The 20,339-nt window shown below is 46.0% G+C and carries 16 protein-coding genes; 2 read left to right on the forward strand and 14 right to left on the reverse strand.

Annotation, left to right across the window (positions count from 1 at the left end; all coding sequences use genetic code 11):
* Positions 1–516: 516 nt before the first annotated feature.
* The gene (locus FHI25_RS19940; RefSeq protein WP_246879247.1) at positions 517–2,454 is read left to right on the forward strand and encodes a transketolase C-terminal domain-containing protein; all 1,938 of its coding nucleotides are present in this window, start codon (positions 517–519) and stop codon (positions 2,452–2,454) included.
* Between the two features lie 51 nt (positions 2,455–2,505).
* Entirely contained in the window at positions 2,506–4,182 is a 1,677-nt protein-coding gene (locus tag FHI25_RS19945; protein WP_210520798.1) for a capsule biosynthesis protein, read from the forward strand.
* Positions 4,183–4,202: 20 nt separating this feature from the next.
* Here FHI25_RS19945 and FHI25_RS19950 read toward each other — a convergent pair whose 3' ends face one another.
* The 14 genes from FHI25_RS19950 to rfbF form a co-directional block, all read right to left on the reverse strand.
* Positions 4,203–6,170, reverse strand: coding sequence for a glycosyltransferase (locus FHI25_RS19950; protein WP_210520800.1), 1,968 nt, complete (start codon positions 6,168–6,170; stop codon positions 4,203–4,205).
* A 44-nt stretch (positions 6,171–6,214) separates the two neighbouring features.
* Positions 6,215–7,201, reverse strand: coding sequence for a hypothetical protein (locus FHI25_RS19955; protein WP_210520802.1), 987 nt, complete (start codon positions 7,199–7,201; stop codon positions 6,215–6,217).
* 61 nt (positions 7,202–7,262) lie between these two features.
* Complete coding sequence (locus FHI25_RS19960; protein WP_210520804.1) at positions 7,263–8,432, reverse strand: ABC transporter ATP-binding protein; 1,170 nt, start codon at positions 8,430–8,432, stop codon at positions 7,263–7,265.
* Positions 8,433–8,445: 13 nt separating this feature from the next.
* A complete protein-coding gene (locus FHI25_RS19965) occupies positions 8,446–9,369 on the reverse strand; it encodes an ABC transporter permease (protein WP_210520806.1) in 924 nt (307 codons plus the stop codon).
* A gap of 25 nt (positions 9,370–9,394) precedes the next feature.
* The gene (locus tag FHI25_RS19970; RefSeq protein WP_210520808.1) at positions 9,395–10,801 is read right to left on the reverse strand and encodes a glycosyltransferase; all 1,407 of its coding nucleotides are present in this window, start codon (positions 10,799–10,801) and stop codon (positions 9,395–9,397) included.
* Positions 10,798–11,727, reverse strand: a complete 930-nt coding sequence (locus FHI25_RS19975) for a class I SAM-dependent methyltransferase (RefSeq protein WP_210520810.1) — start codon at positions 11,725–11,727, stop codon at positions 10,798–10,800. The genes FHI25_RS19970 and FHI25_RS19975 overlap by 4 nt, the downstream gene beginning before the upstream one ends.
* The gene (locus FHI25_RS19980) at positions 11,717–13,441 is read right to left on the reverse strand and encodes a capsule biosynthesis protein (RefSeq protein WP_210520812.1); all 1,725 of its coding nucleotides are present in this window, start codon (positions 13,439–13,441) and stop codon (positions 11,717–11,719) included. The genes FHI25_RS19975 and FHI25_RS19980 overlap by 11 nt, the downstream gene beginning before the upstream one ends.
* 8 nt (positions 13,442–13,449) lie before the next feature.
* Positions 13,450–14,202 (reverse strand): cephalosporin hydroxylase family protein, encoded by a 753-nt coding sequence (locus FHI25_RS19985; protein WP_349238039.1) that lies wholly within the window; start codon positions 14,200–14,202, stop codon positions 13,450–13,452.
* A gap of 25 nt (positions 14,203–14,227) precedes the next feature.
* Positions 14,228–14,890: a NeuD/PglB/VioB family sugar acetyltransferase gene (locus FHI25_RS19990; RefSeq protein ID WP_210520818.1), complete on the reverse strand. Its 663-nt coding sequence runs from the start codon at positions 14,888–14,890 to the stop codon at positions 14,228–14,230.
* Entirely contained in the window at positions 14,883–15,992 is a 1,110-nt protein-coding gene (locus FHI25_RS19995; RefSeq protein ID WP_210520820.1) for a DegT/DnrJ/EryC1/StrS family aminotransferase, read from the reverse strand. The genes FHI25_RS19990 and FHI25_RS19995 overlap by 8 nt, the downstream gene beginning before the upstream one ends.
* Positions 15,989–17,212 (reverse strand): class I SAM-dependent methyltransferase, encoded by a 1,224-nt coding sequence (locus FHI25_RS20000; protein ID WP_210520822.1) that lies wholly within the window; start codon positions 17,210–17,212, stop codon positions 15,989–15,991. The genes FHI25_RS19995 and FHI25_RS20000 overlap by 4 nt, the downstream gene beginning before the upstream one ends.
* Positions 17,209–17,769 (reverse strand): dTDP-4-dehydrorhamnose 3,5-epimerase family protein, encoded by a 561-nt coding sequence (locus FHI25_RS20005; protein ID WP_246879248.1) that lies wholly within the window; start codon positions 17,767–17,769, stop codon positions 17,209–17,211. Before FHI25_RS20005 ends, FHI25_RS20000 begins: the two co-directional genes overlap by 4 nt.
* 13 nt (positions 17,770–17,782) lie before the next feature.
* A complete protein-coding gene (gene rfbG, locus FHI25_RS20010) occupies positions 17,783–18,868 on the reverse strand; it encodes a CDP-glucose 4,6-dehydratase (RefSeq protein ID WP_246879249.1) in 1,086 nt (361 codons plus the stop codon).
* Positions 18,850–19,623, reverse strand: a complete 774-nt coding sequence (rfbF, locus tag FHI25_RS20015) for a glucose-1-phosphate cytidylyltransferase (protein ID WP_210520823.1) — start codon at positions 19,621–19,623, stop codon at positions 18,850–18,852. Before rfbF ends, rfbG begins: the two co-directional genes overlap by 19 nt.
* Between the last annotated feature and the right edge of the window lie 716 nt (positions 19,624–20,339).

Consider the following 20,339-nt stretch of genomic DNA (forward strand, 5'->3'; position numbering starts at 1 on the left):
TTCAAGACAACTTAATTACCGATCAATATTGACATAAAATCTTTGCCGCCAACTGGGGAGATTGTCACACATTGAGTGCGCTGAATAAACCAAAAATTATTGATAATGCTATTGAAAAAAATCAACATTTGATGCACTTTGCTCGGGAATTGGTAACGACATTATATTGCCGCCCGTCATTGGGCGGTCATTAATTTAGTGAAGTGTTCTCGTCTCCCCTGATCCTTCGGATTAGTAGAAACTTTTTTGCTAGATAAGTACTTGAACAAATGACAAGCTAGATTGTGTTGGTTAACATTATAACGCGAGTGCTACAGCGTTTATTATCGGAAGCATCTGCAATGCTCCCTAAGAACGCTTCGGCCAATTCCGGAGAATGCGCAGAGCAAGCCCGATTGCTTCACCAGGCAAAGATTACCACAAAAGCAGGACTAGAACTTTAACCTTTGGCGGTTACTTAAGAGCCTCCTGATTTTAATTCCACATTGCATAAACAAGAACAGGAAGGATTGTTCGTTGGGCGACTTAATTGGCAGTGCAGTAGAAGGCACCCTTTATTTTATTCCTAAGGAAGAGTTTAATCGAGCACTTAATATTAGTCCTGATTTAAGTATTCGGACCTCCCTGTTTGCAAACATGTGCCGTCTCAACACATTGTATATGATCGCCCGAGCAGGTTCTGGTCACATAGGCTCAAGCTTTTCATCCTTAGATATCATTTCGTGGCTATATCTTAACGAGATGACATTACGGAGGAAAAGAGGCGACAATGGGGATATATTCTTCTCCTCTAAAGGCCACGATGCTCCAGGCTTGTATTCACTGCTAATCGGGCTAGGGGAACTTGACTTTGAACTTATTCATAGCCTTCGGCGCAAAAACGGGTTGCCTGGTCATCCTGATATACGTACTCCCAACATGATTACTAACACCGGTTCGCTGGGTATGGGCATTTCCAAGGCCAAGGGGATGATATTTGCTAATCGGATGAATGGTGTTTCCGGCCGCGCTTTTGTAATGACTGGGGATGGAGAACTACAAGAGGGACAGATTTGGGAGTCCCTTGTGTCAGCTGCGAATGACAAAACCAGCGAGTTGCATGTTATTGTTGATCACAACAAATTACAATCAGATAAGCTACTTACACAAACCAGTGACCTTGGAGACCTAGAGTCCAAGTTTGCCTCCTTTGGCTGGCATGTTTCGCGTGTTGACGGCCACGATTTCCGCTCATTTTCAACCGCACTGGAAAAAGCTAGGGATATAACAGATCAACCAAAGGTTTTCATTGCTGATACCATAAAAGGTAAAGGCATTTCTTTCATGGAACACACTGCAATGGAATCAGACGCAGAAATGTATCGTTTCCATTCAGGCGCTCCCGGAGGGAGCGACTATACACGCGGAGCCCAAGAACTTCTTGATACCATTAATGAACAGCTCGATTCCCTAGGGGCCAACGGTATCGAAGTTCTGACTTACGAGCAACCCGCCGCTATCAGTAGCAGCACAAATACTCAGAAGCTCATTCCCGCCTACAGTAATGCACTGCTAAAGCAAGCCGAGCAGAACTCCAAAATAGTTGCGTTGGATGCAGACCTTATCTTGGATACCGGTCTGATGCCGTTTAAAGACAGGTTCCCCGACAGATTCATTGAATGCGGTATTGCAGAAATGGATATGGTTTCTCAAGCAGGCGGACTAGCCCTAAATGGTGCCCTGCCGATTTGCCATTCCTTTTCATGCTTTCTTTCAACCCGCCCAAATGAACAAATTTACAACAACGCTACCGAAAAAACCAAAGTTGTTTATGTAGGCTCTCTATCCGGCGTCCTTCCAGGAGGCCCCGGGCACTCACATCAGTCAGTACGCGATATCTCTGCTCTTGGCGGGGTACCCGGTCTAGTAATGATTGAACCCTGCAATGAGATAGAAGTTGAAATGGCGGTTGATTACTGTGTCAATAAGAATCAGGACAGTTCCTTCCTGAGGCTTGTTTCCATCCCCTGCGAAATACCGTTTGAACTACCGGCAGATTATTCCCTCAACGAAGGGCAGGGTGTGTCTCTGACTAATGGGACCGATGCGGCAATAATCTCGTACGGGCCAGTTATGCTGTCACAGGCCGTAATTGCTGCCAAATTGCTAGAAACGGAAGGTATAAGTCTGAAGGTAATCAACCTACCTTGGCTCAATCGCATCGACGGCGACTGGCTTCTGCACGAATTAGGGCCGATAAATCATGTCATCACACTTGATAACCACTATATTTCTGGTGGGCAAGGGGAACGGGTTCTCGCGCAGCTTGCAATCGCTAGTACAGACAGAAAACTGTCTTGCCATCAGCTTGGAATAGAAGATGTACCCTCATTTGGAACAAACGATGAGGTTCTGGAATCCCACGGCCTGAATGCTAAGACAATTGCCGCTAGGATCAAAGATATTCTCTCCTGAGATAATGACAGAAGACAATCAACAATGATCGCTTGGCGGAAACTCAATAGAATGAAGAACAGCACCTATATGCGTTCACTGCGTATTGCATATCGCGTACTGCGTGCAAGCACCCGAGGTTATCCGCGCTGGAATGATTTCATTGAGAATACGCCAGATGACTGGCCGCCCGAACCCTCTATAGAGGGTTCGGGGAAAAACATTTTGATGGCAACCAGCGTCGGTTCACACTTGGCAGTGAATGCAGTTGACAGCTGCATCGCCGCAGCTCTCACGTTGCGCGGCAACAACGTCCACGCACTGCTTTGCGACAGAGATCTTCCCGCCTGCCTTGCTTGTGAAGCCGGCTGGTACTCCAACGATGGTGAATTTGCACAGCGCGGGCCGAGCAAATCTGTGTGTATTGGTTGCTTTAAGCCCTCTGCACGAATGTTCGATACACTCGGCATTCCAGTGCGTAGCTATGGTCAAATGCTCAACGAGAAAGACCGTAAGGACGCAACATCTATAGCAGAATCCTTGCCGTTTGATTGTATATCATCGTTCAAGGACGACGGCATAGCATTAGGCGAGCATGCAATGGCGGGGGCTCTCCGCTATTTTGCAAAAGGCTCACTTGAAGATGAGCCACATGCAGAAGCCATTTTACGTCGCTATTTTGAAGCAGCAATACTAACCCTGAGAGCCACGAAGAAGATTTTAAGCGACCTAAATATTGACGTGGTCGTAGCGCATCATGGAATATATGTCCCGCAGGGTATTATCGCCGAAACGGCGCGATCTATGGGCGTGCGGGTTGTCACTTGGAACCCGGCATATCGCAAGAAATGTTTTATTTTTAGCCACGACACCACATACCATCATACCATGATGGATGAACCGGTATCGCTCTGGGAAGGGGTACACTTGACCCCCGAGTTACTTGAGAAAACCCGATCTTACCTAGCCGGCCGAGCTATCGGAAAAGACGACTGGATATGGTTTCATGACCGACCTGAATTTTCCGGTGGGCAGGCACTTCGCGAGCTTGGGGTTAAATCTGAATTACCCGTGATTGGGTTGCTTACAAATGTGATATGGGACGCACAGCTGCACTACCGCCCAAATGCCTTCCCAACAATGACCAATTGGTTGCTAGATAGCATAGAGTATTTTGCCAATAGGCCGGAAATGCAGCTGGTTATCCGAGTACACCCTGCCGAGCGAACAGGGGCAATCAAATCACGTGAGACGGTCGAGGAAATTATCACAAGAGCATTCCCGAAGTTGCCCGACAACGTATTTGTAATAGGCTCAGCAAACCCGGTTAGCACATATGCAATTATTCCCCATTTCAATGCCGCACTGATTTATGGAACGAAGACCGGCATTGAAATAACATGCATGGGAAAACCAGTTATTGTAGCGGGGGAAGCGTGGATACGCGGGAAACAGTTAACAAAGGATGCCAGCTCGCCAGAGGAATATTTTGAATTCCTGAACGAGCTGCCCTACTCCGGCGAGCTTGACAAAGATACTATTCACCGCGGCTTTAAGTACGCTTTTCATTTCTTTTTCAGGCGTATGATTCCGCTTGATTTTATGGAGCCCCTCTCCGGCTGGCCCCCCTACAGAGTGAACCTATCGTCGATGGACGACCTGCGGCCAGGAAGGTACAAGGGCCTGGATGTTATATGCGAAGGCATAGAGAGCGGAGCCCAGTTTATATATCCAGCGGAAGCCGAATAATATCCACTGGGCTACGTTACCTACTGTAAATGATACAGAGATTCCGGAATGAGGGGATTGTTTTTCCTGTATGCTGATTCCAATGTCTCTGGCATTTTGTGCAATTCATGATCAAACACATCAATGCCATCGACATACACCAACAGGCAAGTCGACCTAATCCGGAACAGCGGGCAATCTTGTGTCAGCTCCTTGAAGTACCTCACCAATCCATCCGATTTCGGAGCATAGTCGTGCCACATTATAATTCCACCTGGCTTCAAAAGCTCAAAGGCTTTCTCAGTGTCGTTTTTCACCAAGTCGTAAGTGTGTCCCGCATCGACGAAAATAAAGTCATATTTCTTGCTATGAGGGGCAGTATCAAATGACTGCGAGTCCACTTCTATTCTTGTAACTCTTTTCTCTTCTTCGGTCCCTTTGAGGAGTACACCAATGTAGGGTGCGTAGTTTGGATCATCCTTGGCCGGTAAGTTCAATGTCACAACCTCAGCTTCAGGGTTGTTGTGAGCAAATGCAAAAGTGGTCCGGCCCATATAGGTGCCGAACTCAAAGATCTTTTTCGCCCCTGTATGCTTGGCTACTGATGCGACATAGAGCATGTCGGCCTTATTCGGATGTCCAGACAACTCATTTATGACCCCAATCGGGACCGACGTCTTTTCGATACCAGCGAACAGTTCAGCCAAATAGACTTCCCTGATTTTGCTTTGTTCCAAATTTCTAGTGAACTCCAGCATTTTACGCTGTCGATCCAGTTGTTGGGTGGCGTAAACTGGCATTTCGCTGTTTGTCTCATTTTCTGCTGGTACGAGCCTCGCATGAATGAGCGTATCAGTCAGATATCTCATCTCCTTCGCAAGAAAGAGCGAGTCTCGCGCGGAGAAACCACGGGATTCCGAGAACACGTTTTCATCAAGCTTTCGGAGGGCGGCATTGTTATACGATATAAACCAGCGCTTGATGGCCGCCAGCTGAATTAAAAACAAAGCAGCGGAGCCAAAGGCAACTGCAGCCACCTGCTTATCGAATACGCCAGAATACACTGACGCGACCCCACCTAAGGCGAGAAACAGAAGTATTGTCGCCAACCCCTTTTTGCTTATAATGCGCATGGTCATTATTTTAATATCCTTGTTAGCCTGTGGTAGTAATACAGTAATAAAGTACTGTTTTAAAATGAAGAGAATATAGGAAAAGCAAATTAGCGGAATCTCATACCTCTGACTCCGGCAAATCTTTAACGATTTCGCTGTTATTTTAACAAAAGATCTAATCTGGTTAAACGGAGTTAAAATCCGGGAAAACTCACTAATATATTTTTCTGCGTTCTTTTCTTGATGAGTCCGTTCAAGTAAAACTTCGTCAAGGTACGCAAATTTTGTTATCATTGAGAGAAAAATAATGTACTGACGATCCCCTCCGAGAACATCAGGAAAATCATCAATTGATTCCGCTAGAATCTCACGCCTGAACAAGCCGTATATAAACAGATTGTACTTCGCTCCCAGTGCCATTTTCGATGACAGCGAGTAGGGACTTAAGTTTGCTGGATCGAGGTCCCCGTCAAAGCGGACATGGTTGATCAGTTTCCTATGCGGGTTAACCAATCGCACTGCACACATTGCTACTCCGCATTCCGGGTCCGCTTGCAATATAGGAAGCAGCCTAACAACAAAATTTTCGTCCCAGCAATCATCTGCTGCGGCCCACATGAAGAACTCACCATCAGCAGCCTTCAGTACTGTCTTAAAATTTTCCAACGCCCCTTCATTACTATATTTTTTTATAATGGTTATTCTTGAGTCGATATTTGCAAATCGCTCACATATTTCGAGCGTATTGTCGGTTGACGCGTTATCGGAAATTATTATTTGCACATTCGAGTATTTTTGATCTACCAGCGAGGCAAGGGCTCTCTCAACGGTATCCGCCCCATTATAAACAGGTAATCCAATCGATATCAGTGTGTTTTCGTTTTTGGGTGTCATTTGATTCTACAAAACTTTACAACAAAAAATAAAAAAAGCGTTCATTACGCTCTTGCTGCGACAACACGAGAGATTTTTACTATTACTTCCGCGAGATCACGTCTGGCATTGGATTTAATGTGTTCAGTCGCGTTATGTGGAGAAAAAAAGTTTTCCTGATCGCAATCAAACGCCTTATCAACAAGTATTGAAGTAGGTTTTCCGCGCTCTAGTCTTATTAGATCTTTTTCTTCGACAATATCTACACCGATGCTTCGAAGATCATTCTTAATTACTTCGATGTTGCGTTTAACCCTTCGGACAAACCGGTTTCCAGCATATTTTTCTCCTGCGCAGTAATTGATTGGAGTAATGTAGAAACCAACACCAATATTCATCCTAGTTAGTGTTTTATATATCCATCTAAGATATTTCAGCTTTCTGTGTTTTTGATAAATTTGATGACAGTAAAACAGCTCGAAAATATCTTTTAACCTAATTCTCCACTCCATTTTACTACCAGGACCTATTTTTGCTTCAATTACATCCAAATATGACCTGATTGTACGCGGCTCTGGCTCAAATAAATGCACAGGAATAGATTGATAAATTGCATCCGCCACTGGGGTGCTGTTAATGAAAGGCCTAGGTTCTTGTTTATTGTTGGCAAGATCGGCCAATACTGCAGCCTCCCAAACAAACTGATATTTTGGATCGAGATCCCATGAGGGAGAAAAAGACCTCAGATTTATGGGAACGACAACGCTGAGTGGCTTGCTGGGGAGCGAAGCTATAGCGTTGCAAAACTGACTGTAAACTAGAGAGTTGTACGCAGAATGCGAAATAAAACAGACTTTCTCTTCGCCAACAAGGTCCGCTACCATTGTCTCAAGGGATCGCTGGTCGCTGTCATCCTTGGCGACCCTTAACGCTACAGAGTCGCCAAATATCAAAGTTTGCGGTGCAGGAGTAAAATCAGAATGATAGGCATCCAGAAACTTTTGCAACAAAGGGAAGGTCTCCCTATATATGGAGAAACCACCACTATACATATGACCGCCCCGCTATTCTAAAGTTATCCCAAAGAAGCATGATAGTTCTTGACGAAGTGCTTTAATTTTCTACTTGCCACTTAAAGTCAGTAAGGATGTCACCAAAACTACTTTGCTGCAGCCGGCCTGTTCCGTAAAAATCGCTCTCTGAGACAGTCACATGGCAGACATTCGTTATTTTGTCTGCCAAATCGCGATTAACGATACAACTAGCGATAATATCGTAATTTCCTGGAAGCAGCGGTAGGTTAGGTATTGTGCAAACGAATTTTCCGCTTTCTTTGCCCACGCTTAACTCCGAACGGATAATATCGCTTGGCAAGCCAAATAGTCTGGCGCCTTTGCTACCAGAAACCACGAGTGTTATGATTACGTCGTCTGTATCACTATCCAAGTTACTAACATAGTCAAAAACAATGCGTGCTCCATCTCCAGCAGGAATGCTGTTGACGGTTTTTCCGTCAAGGTTTTCGACAGTCATTCTAGTAAACCTGATCGTACCAGAGCCCGGGCGGCCTGAATAGTTGCTGAGGTCGGCTTGCCCACCTGCACCTAAAAGCAGCGAACTGTAGCCCTTAACGATGGTCTCCGTGTCGCCGTCGAGATAGACGGAACTGTTTTCAATTAGGATACCGCGGTTACACAATGACTGCACTGCCCCCATGCTGTGGCTCACGAATAGGATTGTTCGCTCCTGATGATTGGTCAACTGGTCCATCTTGTTGAGACATTTTTCCTGGAACGCGATGTCCCCGACTGCCAACACCTCATCAACCATCAGAATTTCTGTTTCTAAATGGGCCGCAATGGAAAATGTCAACCGGGAACGCATTCCGGATGAATAGGATTTAACTCTCGCATTGATAAATTTTCCAATGCCCGCAAAGCTTACAATTTCCTCAAGCTTCGCTTTTATTTCTGCAGACTTCATCCCCAAAATTGCGCCATTCATGAAAATGTTCTCACGGCCTGTGAGGTCTGGGTGGAATCCCGTGCCAGTCTCCAGAAGCGTACCCACTCTACCCTTTACTCTTGCTTCGCCCTCCGTCGGATCGGTAATGCGCGATAAGACGCGAAGAAGCGTCGTTTTACCAGCTCCATTGCGTCCAACTATCCCAACAACATCTCCTCGCTGCACGTCAAAGTTGACGTCACGCAACGCCCAATGGACGCCTCCATCTACAGCATAACTTTTACCGAGACCCCGGACGCTTATGACAGTATCACTCATTAAATCGCCTTATCTAGAGACTATCTACCATGGTGCGCTCTGCGCGAGTAAATGCGGCTAGCCCATAATACATCAGAGCAAATATAAAAATTACTGCTGATATCACAGACCAAGCAGGTGGCGGTAAGTCACCAAACAATGACCAGCGGATACCTTGGATCAGGGAAGCCATTGGATTCATGTAATAAAAATTCAAAAGCGATTCCGGGACCATTGTGATGGGGTACACACACGGCATAGCGTAAACCATTACCCTCAAAATAACCGGGAGCCCCATCATTATGTCACGGCGCTTGATCGAATGTGCCGCAAGCACGAGACCAAGGGCAAATGAAGCCACGGCGAGCCCTAGCATATAAAGAGGAAAGAATATGACATTGGAACCGGGCAATACTTGGTAGAATACCATAAGTGCACCAATGACCACGAAGGACGCCGCTACGTCGGTAAAGTTAACAAACAATGAAGTAAGGGGTGCAATCAACCGCGGATAATAAACCTTACTCATGATTGATGCATTGTTGGTCAGGGATGCCGCTGTGTCAGACACAATACCTGAAAAAAACAAGTAGAGGCTTATTCCCACAAACACGAAAAGCGGGTATGGGGTTGCCCCGGTTTCGATCCCCACCAAGTATCCGAAGATCAAAACATAGACCAAACAAAGCAGTATTGGCCGGAACAATATCCAGCCATATCCCAATGAAGTCGCCCGATAGCGCCCACGAATTGAGCGAAGAACAAAGTACTTAAGGAGGTGCTTGTATTCCCATACTTGTGGTATGCCAAGTCGGCCAATAAGATTGCTGGGCTTAATAATAAGCACATCACTTTCGGGAGCTATTTTTATCGGTCCAAAGGCGTGCGACCGCAGGTCTTTGTCGCTAACTGCACTAGATGCATCGCCGTTGTCTTCTGGGAGGAGCCCAGTATTCATCTGTAATCCTACAAAGTATGTATTTTTAAGATAGCATTTCGGCAAGCAGTGACTTCTGATGACGGTCCAAGGGCGCATTGCACGCATGCCGATAAACCGTGTCGAACATCATTGCCATTTTTGCGTGACTTGGAAAACCCTCAATGAGTTGATGAGCACCCTTAGTTCTTAAGTCAGCAAGTTTTTCAGGTTTTTCCATTACCTCTAGCAGAGCCCGGACGATATCGCGCTCGTCAAAGGGATCAAATAACAATGCGCCTTCACCAACGACTTCTGGAATGCATGCTGCATTGGACGCTACTACCGGGAGCCCGTTGTGGAACGCTTCAAGCAGTGGAAGCCCCAATCCTTCGAAGATTGAAGGGTGGACCAAAAACTGGGCGCATTTATATAGAGTGTTTAGTCGCTCAACAGGGACAACCCCCAAGAATACTACTTGGTCTTCCAATTCTTGATCACGAATGAGTTCCCTAATTTTTTCAAAATCTGGGGTGTCCGTCCTACCGGTACACACCAAATTCAGGCTAATCCCGTATTCGTTTCTTAACATAGAGATAGCTCGAATTAGGCGGATATGGTTTTTGGTAGTCCAAGCGGCTGACGGAAAGAGTGCAAATTTTTCGGGCACTCCAACCAGAGCTTGCTGTTTGTCCATAAAATTGTTCGCATGATCGAATCTTGGTTGGCGCGGTATCACCGCTATCTTGTCGGGGTGAACCCCATATTTCTCAATAATATCTGCCTTCACCCAACGAGTGGCAGTAACAACCATCGCAGCTTTGCTGCAGCCATCCTCAAACAGAGCATCCATCCACTCCGCTTCACCGGGGCGAAAGTAATCTGGCTGGTGATGGTGTGGTAGTCCCCAAGGTTCATAAACAAATGGCAACTTGGTCTCGAAGTGCAACGGATAGGGAAAATGCACCACGCGTACATCGTTTTCTGCAAGAACTGAATCAGCAAGCTCTCTCGTCAATGGCCGCGATGTCTTATCACGCAATCCGCGATACAAGCTATAAGCATAGGGAGCAAAACGCCGGAATGGGCCCATAAATCTGGATACCCTTTTCGCCCTTGCGCCCATCGGTAGCCCAACTGCTCTGTAGCGATTGATATAAGAAGCTATCGCCCTAGCGAGCCCTTCACTTGAATGTTCTTTAATCGGTGACGCAGCGCGACCTGAGTTGTCCTTGGATGGATCGAACCACCGATAGCTCCCCGGCCATACAATTTTCCCCATGCCATTGGGCATAAAGGGCTCAAGCTCACGGTGATGACCTTTAAGTCCCAGAAGAATAAACCTGTCACTTATATCATTACTGCCAAGGGCAGAAATTAACGACAAAAGCGCTGTTTCTGTACCACCAGACGCCGTTGCCGATATCTGAGCGTCAATGGCAACGGTGATCTTTTCTTGCTCTTGAGCACTCATTTTTCTCTCGCGAGCTCAAGACAAGCTATCGAACGGGCGGCAGCGGCAAAGTCTGAACCGAATTCGGGAGTTCGGACAATATTAAAGAATTCAAGTTCCGAACATTCATCGGCATTAGCTGTGTGCCAACCATCGCTCGCATAACGATAATATGTCTCGGAAACACAGTTGCCACCAAACGACTTCTTAACATCCTCAACTTGTTCTGAACCAAAAACCTGAAGCCAATCCTGGTCCTCATGCTTTCCGTACGGAACAGTTAACAGCAATCTGCCACCGGGCTTAAGAAGGTCATGAAAAGTTTTCATTACACCGCGATAGGCATAAAGATCTTTTTCTGGTTGCAGCTTTTTTAGGTTTTCTGCATATGGGGGCTTCGGAATTGGCCACATTCCGATATGCTCAACCGTGCTTATACATACGATTTCATCAAACAACCCTTCTCTTAAGACAGGATTTCGAAAATCGCCATGAATATAAGATAGGCGGGGATCAAGGATGACCTTGTCCATTTCAAGTGAATAAACAAAAACTGTCTTTTCCCGGATTTGGGGAGAGTCAAGAAACATCGGTTCGTTAAGCACAGATCCGGCATCGAGCACCATTCCTTCTCCAGGCGTGATTTTCGAAAGCGCCCACGGGCACTCAAGCAGGCGCTCATCTATGCGGTAACCGTAACCCTTGGGAAGTGGCTTGCCATTCTTAAGCACATCCATCAAGTTTCGATCGTTGATCGCCTCAACCATCGACATGTTCTTAAATTTGGAATACCCAGGCGACCAAGGAATTTGACCGTTTTTCTTGTATTGCTCGATTAAGTTTAGTGAAGAGCCGAGGGTCTTCATATTTTCTATGGGATTTCCACCACCAAAAACTTTTTTGAACGCGCGAGCGACGCGTGAAACTGTTATCTCATTACTCATCATGTAAACCTAAATGTTCTGCCTGATATATAAATGGTGAGCCATATAGAATGCCATCGCATATAACATCCAGCCCCTTGTGCTTCTGTTCCTTCAACTCACTGATATCACCCAAAGATAGTTCAAAAGGAGGCCATGCTTGAGGTGTAGGTTTGAGAAACGGGAGAGGAATCATCCGACGGAAAAAGAAATGATATGCGTATTTCTTGGCCCTAACTATATCCTTTTCTTCCATCCTCTTACGTAACGGTAATTTGTCTAGATGGGAAAAATAGTTCTCGGCGCTGGTAGCATCCATGGTCAGCCCCTTGTTGCGAATCCACGCCTCACCGCCGACAACAACCGGTATCCCAACACTGGTCAGTTCAACTCCTGTTTTAGTACCGTAAATAAGAACACTGTCACACCGATCCATGGCCGCGTATGTACTTACACTACTTTCAGGACCGATAATAAATACGTTTTCAGGTAAGTTGCCAAAAACACTACGGATTTCTTCGGCAATAGGCTGCCTTGAAACTGTAGACCCACCAGGTGGAGCAAGTTCCCCAGGATGAACTCTAATTAACAATTGCAGGTCAGAGCGTTCTTTAAAGTATTCAACCGTACGCAACACCCAGTCAACCATGCCCGGAAAGGCATTGGCCGGGTAATGCAGTTGTGCGTCCCATACAACATTCGTCAACATTCCGATTACTGGACGGCTCCAGTCCAGCCCAACACGAGAAGCAAAGCCATCGATATCATTATCGGCATCTCGGTTGAACCAAATCCAGTCGCGACTACCTTTCCGCCTGCTTTCGAGATATTCTGATATCTCCCTATCCTGCTTTTCCGACCAGTTCATATTTTCCCAATCGGTTGTGGGCTCGTCCATTAAGGTGTGATGATAGGTGTCGTTATGACTGAAAATTGCACACTGTTTGCGGTAAGCAAGATTCCACGACGCAGTCCGCACGTTTTCTTTGCGGCAAACTGCACTAACGATACCATGCGGCACGTATATCCCGTGGTTGTTCACAACAACGTCATAGTTTTTAGCTTTGATGAGGCTCTTTGTACAAAACGCGGTGAGCAGGGAAGCCTCAAGGTATAGCCGCAAAACCTCCTCACCTTCGGGCTCTTCAGATAAATCGCCAACTCCGTAGTACCTCAGCGCCCCTGCAAGAGCATGCTCGCCGATAGGTAGACCATCATGAACATAGCCAGGGATATCTGCAACGTCGATATTCGAACAGAGCGTTTTTGCCTCTTCTCGTTCTGCGTCACTTATCCAGTCACTCATTTTTATTCTGGGAATCCCGGGGGCAGAGAAAACCGCGTTCCCAGTCGCCACACACCCTGAACAGAATACATCTTTCAATTTCCCGTCAATCATGTCAGACGGTTTTATAGACGCAACTTTTGCACGCTGACACGCTGGCATCGCAGCATCGCACAGCATTACGTCCACATTAGCTCCTCGAAGTACCAATGCGGCATTTAGTGAGCTCTCCAGCACCGTAAACTGCGGGTGACCACCTATGGCACTGGCCATCAACACACGTTTCCCATCAGCGGAGCTTTGTAATGATGCATTCCACAGTTCGCTATCTGATCCAATTATGCTTTCCCAATTGGGTAAAGCTGCCTTGGGCTTTCTTTTGCCGACCTTGACTTGCGCCACTTCAAAATAAGGCCTGATCAAATTCTTGAGAATTCTAAGAAGTCCTGACATGTTGAACCCTAGTCTTTAACACACCGCAGATAGCCATCGGGTGCCACGGTCAACAGCAGCTTATTCTGGATACTTTTATCAATCTCAAATCTGTCGGTTGACTCAAGAAATTCCCATACGGCCGTTTTGGGATTATCTCCCTTTCCCCATGGGCGATTTGGAAAAGCATCCTCTGGCATGTCTTCAACAACAGTGTCAAACACCACAAGGTAGCTGCCTTTTTTTACCAAGTCCGAATATGCATTTAGCTCAGCAGCAACATGATCATGGGTATGATTTGAATCCAGAACCAAAAGTATTCGCTTTTTGTCCTTGGCGAATTCATGAACTTTGGCAATCATGTCACTACTGATGGACGAACCTTCAAACATAGTAATTCGACGCGACATTGGATGTGCCTCAATAGCGGCGCGATTATGAGCCCTAATATCAATATCGATTCCAAGAACTTCTGCGTCGTTATCCCCCCCGCAGGCGGCATTGAGTTCAAGCATTGCAGCGAAAAAAATAAGTGAACCGCCATGGGCAATCCCGGTCTCAATAATTAAATCGGGCTGCGCTGACCATATGATCTCCTGCATCGCAGCCATATCTTGAGGGTATTGAATAATTGGCCGACCGAGCCATTCGAAATGGTATGAGTATTTTAGGGGATCAACGGTATCCATAAAGTTTCTAGCTGCGCGCCAAGCATCTTTGCTTGCGCCCTGAAACTCTACTTCTGCAGCGCATTCGTTCTTGAATTTTTCGTATTCGTTCACAGCTAAAACCCTGGTAAAGCGTACGTTATGACTTAAATTGCCTGATGATGCGTGCTGGATTGCCAACGACTGTAGTCCCTGCAGGAACGTCTTTTGTAACGACAGCTCCAGCACCGATTACAGAGCTAGCACCAATAACAACCCTAGGCAATACAACACTTCCTGCCCCAATCATTACATTTCTCTCAACAGTGATACATCCACAAAGCGTTGCCCCGGGCGCAATATGAACCCCATCACCAATTACACATTCGTGGTCAACCACTGCGCCATGGTTGACGATACATCCGTCACCCAAGGTGGCCTCAGATGCCACAGTAGCCCGCGCAAGAACCTGTGTTCCAGCCCCTAAAGACGCGGTCGCGCACAACGTTGCATCTGGATGAACAATCGGTTCGACAAGCACACCATGATCAAGAAAAAGTTTCTGAATATTCACACGAGCGAGTCCCGTGTGACCTCCGATTGCTACTAGGCCACGAAGACCGCTATTCAGACTGCCGCCTTGTGCCCATGTTACAAAATTATCATGGCCACCAACTAATGGCACACCTTCAATGGAACTTTTCGCATTTGGATTGTTGTCAAATAAAGCGATGACCCTCCCCCCACGGAGAGCAATCAGGCTAGCAAGAACTTTTGCATGTCCAGCGCTTCCCCACAACACATAGCTCACGCCATCAGCCATTTATCAACTTCCGAATAACATCGATAACACGGTCCTGTTCTTCATTTGTGATATCATGATAACTAGGCAGATTGATCGCCCGCTCCGGGATGTCGTAGGAAACCACATTTTCGGGATTTTTACTAAACATCGGCATCCCAGATAGCGGATAGAAAAACACACGCGCATCAATATTTTCACGAGCAAATGCACTTTGAAGATTCTCGCGGGTAATTCCTGTTACCGCTTCAAAAACTACGGTTGGCATCCACGCTCCGTTCACTGTGCCTTCCGGCTCAGGATTCATGGAAACGGAATGAATATCGGCTAGGCCGTGCTTGTAATAGGTAAGGATCTCGCGCTTGCGCTCACATAGCTCTTGTATTCGTTCCAATTGCGCACAGCCGATAGCCGCCTGAATATTGGACATTTTGTACTTAAATCCGACCATGTCTGGCCAAAATTGTTTAACTTGCCCCTTCGCTCGACCGTGGTTGCTCAGAGTCAAAACATTTTCATATAGGCTACTGTCATTTGTGACAAAAATGCCACCCTCTCCGGTTGTTATGGTTTTTGTCCCATGAAATGAAAATGTTCCAAATGCCCCCATAGACCCGGCGCGTTTGCCTTTGTAAACAGACCCTAGTGCTTCCGCAGAATCTTCAATGACAGGTAATGAGTACTTTTCTCCGATTGCGAGAAGCGCATCCGTATCGCATAGATTCCCATAAATATGGGTTGCAACAATTGCCTTTGTGCGCTCTGTAATTGCGTTTTCAATAAGAGATGGATTAATGCACCAGCTGTCAGGAAGGACATCAACAAAGACCGGCGTAGCACCCAGATTAACAATGGGAGATGCAGTTGCGATCCAGTTTGTATCAGCGAGAATTACTTCATCACCTGGGCCAACTCCCAAAGCCGCCATTCCCATATGGAGGGCCCCAGTGCAGCTTGAGGTTGCAACGGCAAAATCAACCCCAAGAAACGCACTAAACTCTCTCTCAAATCGGTTGATGTAGTCGTAACATTTGTCACCCCATCCGTTAGCCGCAGCATCAGTTGCGTAACTAACCTCAAGATCCGTAATTGATGGTTTTGTATAAAGTATGCGACTTTTCATTTAATTTCCAGCTTTGGCACAGCCGTAACAAACTTTGTGTTGAACTTGGATAGATGCTTATTTTGTTCTTTTACCTCCGCTGCGATGTTCCAAGGTAAAACCAAAACGTAGTCCGGTTCATACTCTTCAAGAGCAGACGGGGGATAAATAGGTATATGACTACCAGGCATAAACTTACCCTGCTTTGAAGCGGCAGCATCACAAATAAAAGGCAATAAATCAGTCTTGATTCCTGCGTAATTAAGAATGGTGTTGCCTTTTGCCGCCGCTCCATATCCTACCACCTTTTTTCCTGTGCGCTTTTGTTCAATTAAAAACAAAATCAGATCGTCCTTGACGGTGTCGGCACGTGCCTGGAAGTCCGCGTAAGTTTCAATTTTCCTGAGCCCAAAACGGTCCTCCTCATGCAACAGCTCGGAAACTGCCGCAGTTTGTTCCCGCCCACCATCAATGTGCTGGCCATAAACCCTGAGACTTCCACCGTGAGTTTGCAACTCCTCAACATCCCATATACTTAATCCTGCTGTATTGAAAATGCTCTCTACAGTGGAAAGAGACAAATACGAGAAATGCTCATGGTACGCGGTATCAAATTGCGCTTGTGCAATCATCTGCATCAAATGCGGGAACTCAAGTGTTATAGTCCCGTCAGGTTTTAAGGCTCTTTTTAACCCTAGTGTGAAATCATTTATATCTGGAACGTGCGCGTATACATTGTTTCCGCAAATAAGATCTGCTTGGCGGCCCTCTTGAGCAAGCCGCGCACCAAGTCTCTCGCCAAAAAATTCTTGCAAAACTGGGATGCCGATTTTTTCCGCGGCAACAGCAGTACTTGATGTTGGCTCAATCCCAAGACAAGGGACCCCAGCATCAACAAAATTTTTAAGAAGATATCCATCATTTGAAGCGATTTCTATTACAAAACTATCCCCAGAAAGGTTGAGTTTATTTGTAATGTCTTCCGAATACTGCTTTGCGTGCGCTAACCAGCTGCGCGAGGTACTCGAAAAATAAGCGTAATCCGCATCAAATAATTCATCTGCTTTGGCATAATCTTCAGTTTGAACCAGCCAACATTTTTCGCAAACACTCAGACGTAAAGGAAAATACCTCTCAACACGAAACAAGTCTTTTTCATTTAAATATTCATTTGAGGGTGGAGCAAAACCAAGGTCAAGAAATCCATGCTTTATTGTGTTTTTGCAATGACGGCAATTCATAGCTGTATGCCCTTAAATGACTCGTCAATCATTGTGTGGTTCCTATCGCGCTCTGATATTTCGCTGATTTGCAATGGCCAAGAAATCGACAGGGTAGGATCAAACGGGTTAACCCCTCCTTCCGCAGCGGGTTCATAACCGGCACTATGCAAATATACAAGTTCACATTCAACATCAATGGTTTGATATCCATGAGCAAATCCTTCCGGGATCAATAATGCACGCCCGTTAACTGCAGATAGCTTTTCCATGTACCATTTTAAGAAAGTTGGTGAACCTGCACGTAAATCAACAGCAACATCAACAACAGCTCCTTTAACACAAGTTACCAGCTTCATTTCAGCATGGGGGGGAAACTGAAAGTGCATTCCCCGTATCGCCCCCTTTTTTTTGGTTCTTACATGATTTACTTGTGCTATTGGCTTCCGCCACCCAGCGTACAATAGTTCCTCTGCACAGAAAAGGCGCGACAAGAATCCTCGCGTGTCACTGCGCATTTTTCGCTCAACTGTTTTTAGACCAGTTAGACAGGTGTCTTCGAATACAAGATTTTGCAATATACGTCCCATCCTACAAAGATTCGTAGGCATCAATGTCATTCTGACATGCCGCCCTAGCATTGCTTCCGTTTTCGCAATCAATGTACCATTTGACAGTGCGCATTACCGATTGCTCTAGTGTCCATCTAGATTTTACGCCAAGAACGCTCCTTGCTTTCGCCACTTCAAGCGCCAACCAGCCAGCCTCATGCGGGCCCTCGTCACCATCTCCCCAATAAACATCCGCACCATCTCCGAAGGCAGTCTTTGCCATATCAACAACCTCCTTCACTGTTGCAGCCTCATGCGTATTTGGGCCAAAATTATATGAAGAGGCGAGATTCGGATGATGCCACATTTTCTCAGCAAGTCTTAGGTACCCAGCAAGCGGCTCCAACACATGTTGCCAAGGACGAACTGCCTGCGGCCTGCGAATACTTACTTGCCCCCCGGAACCCCATGCACGAACCAAGTCAGGAATAAGTCGATCTGATGACCAATCGCCACCACCAATAACATTTCCGGCACGAGCACTGGCAACTGCAACATTTTGTTCTGCCAAAAATGAATCACGGTAGCTGTTAATTATCATTTCGCAAGCGGCTTTGCTTGCACTGTATGGATCGTGCCCACCAAGCCGATCCGTTTCGCGATACGGAAAAGGATGCTCAAGGTTCTGATAAACCTTGTCCGTAGTTATAGCCACAACACAACGCACGTCCTGACATTGGCGCAGTGCATCAAGAACATTTGCTGTTCCCTGAACATTCGTCGCAAACGTTTCAAGTGGATCTTCGTAGCCAGCCCGCACAAGAGCTTGCGCAGCCATGTGAAACACAATTTGAGGCTTTGCCTGCTTAACTAGTGATTTCACCTTTTCGGCGTCATTCACGTTACAAAAATGGCTTTCACATAAAGCCGACACATCTGCTAGGTCAAACAAACTTGGTGTTGTGGATGGAGGAAGACTGACTGCGGTTACATTCGCACCGAGACGATTTAGCCAAATGGTGAGCCACCCACCTTTGAATCCGGTATGACCCGTTACCAGAACCCGCTTCGCACGCCAGAACTCCTTGTTAGGATTTTGATTATGAATCATTTCCAGTTTTTCCAAGGCGCTTGCCCGCTTCTCCACAAGCCTTCAAGGTAATTTTTGTCTCGCAAAGTATCCATCGCATGCCAAAAACCAAAGTGCCTGTAAGCCATGATTTGCCCCATTTCAGCGAGCCTAGTCATAGGCTCCCCCTCCCAGCTGGTGCTATCGCCATCAATTAAATCAATACATTTTGGTGACAGCACAAAGAAGCCACCGTTGATGAGCCCACCATCGCCGCGTGGCTTTTCCGTATAACCTTTGATCAGGTCCCCGTCACACTCAAGAGCACCGTAGCGCCCCGGCGGCCTTACGGCCGCAACCGTGGCAAGCTTTCCGTGATCATTGTGAAACTTAATGGACTCCTTGATGTTGATGTCACTAACCCCGTCACCGTAGGTCAAACAGAACACTTCTTCATCTACTAGGTAATCTGCAACCCGCTTAACCCGCCCGCCAGTCATCACATTGTCCCCAGTATCAACTAATGTGACTTTCCAAGGTTCAGCATGTTTTTCATGCACCTCCATCCTGTTTTCGTCCATATGAAATGTAATATCGGACATGTGCAGGAAGTAATTGGCAAAATATTCTTTGATTACGTAACCTTTGTAACCGCAACAGACAATGAACTCATTAACGCCATGAGCAGAATAGTTTTGCATTATGTGCCAAATGATGGGTCTATCACCAATCTCAATCATTGGCTTTGGCTTTGCAAAGGTCTCCTCAGAAATCCTGGTTCCAAACCCACCAGCAAGAATAACCGCCTTCATAAGAGCCCCTCCTTTTTGTCATTACTACAATCAACGAAACTATTACTTGACGACAACAAAATTATCCGGCTTCCGTACAAATGAACAATCTCCCACATCAAGATTCCAAATTAACAAATTTGAGAGAAACCTCCATTTTTATTGATTTCTTTTATATAACCCTCGAAGCAATGACCTTGTTTTTTGAATGAATTTATCAACGATTTTTAAAGCAGCGATATACCACCGTAAAGTCCAAATTTGCAGTTCACGCGCCAGATTACAACATCGGATAAACTGTTAAATTTCGGACTATTACAAAGCCACTATAGTACCCTTTAGCTTCACGCGTTAATTGCAGCGCCTTGAATGTTCCATTTTGAGGTATAGTGACGGAGTTGCGGTTATTTAAAGATTTAAAAAGCGTTTCGAGGCCTTCTAGAGATAGCTGAAACTCGAGCATCATGCTGTAAAAGGACCTCAATCCGCGATAAGCCGTCAATTAGAAGTGCATCCATTGAAATCCGCTCTATGTAGGTACAAGTATCCAGCTTGTCGGCCTTGATATTACGTGCTCGGCATAGCAGAAGATAGAAAGTTAAGGTTTGAAACTTTGTGTACGGACTTACGTTTGGCGTGACCCTACGTAAATCAAGCAGCCCAGGTGGAAACATCAATTCCAAATTAAGCCCCAACCCAAACAGAGCAAGAAGCCGATACATTTTACATCTATGGGC

Source organism: Thalassospira sp. ER-Se-21-Dark (assembly GCF_017922435.1).
Classification (GTDB): domain Bacteria; phylum Pseudomonadota; class Alphaproteobacteria; order Rhodospirillales; family Thalassospiraceae; genus Thalassospira.

Bases quoted from the DNA above. Each gene is read 5' to 3' on its own strand.
- FHI25_RS19945 (WP_210520798.1), top strand. From the start codon at position 2,506: ATGAAGAACAGCACCTATATGCGTTCACTGCGTATTGCATATCGCGTA.
- FHI25_RS19950 (WP_210520800.1), bottom strand. From the start codon at position 6,170: ATGACACCCAAAAACGAAAACACACTGATATCGATTGGATTACCTGTT.
- FHI25_RS19955 (WP_210520802.1), bottom strand. From the start codon at position 7,201: ATGTATAGTGGTGGTTTCTCCATATATAGGGAGACCTTCCCTTTGTTG.
- FHI25_RS19960 (WP_210520804.1), bottom strand. From the start codon at position 8,432: ATGAGTGATACTGTCATAAGCGTCCGGGGTCTCGGTAAAAGTTATGCT.
- FHI25_RS19965 (WP_210520806.1), bottom strand. From the start codon at position 9,369: ATGAATACTGGGCTCCTCCCAGAAGACAACGGCGATGCATCTAGTGCA.
- FHI25_RS19970 (WP_210520808.1), bottom strand. From the start codon at position 10,801: ATGAGTGCTCAAGAGCAAGAAAAGATCACCGTTGCCATTGACGCTCAG.
- FHI25_RS19975 (WP_210520810.1), bottom strand. From the start codon at position 11,727: ATGATGAGTAATGAGATAACAGTTTCACGCGTCGCTCGCGCGTTCAAA.
- FHI25_RS19980 (WP_210520812.1), bottom strand. From the start codon at position 13,441: ATGTCAGGACTTCTTAGAATTCTCAAGAATTTGATCAGGCCTTATTTT.
- FHI25_RS19990 (WP_210520818.1), bottom strand. From the start codon at position 14,890: ATGGCTGATGGCGTGAGCTATGTGTTGTGGGGAAGCGCTGGACATGCA.
- FHI25_RS19995 (WP_210520820.1), bottom strand. From the start codon at position 15,992: ATGAAAAGTCGCATACTTTATACAAAACCATCAATTACGGATCTTGAG.
- FHI25_RS20000 (WP_210520822.1), bottom strand. From the start codon at position 17,212: ATGAATTGCCGTCATTGCAAAAACACAATAAAGCATGGATTTCTTGAC.
- rfbF (WP_210520823.1), bottom strand. From the start codon at position 19,623: ATGAAGGCGGTTATTCTTGCTGGTGGGTTTGGAACCAGGATTTCTGAG.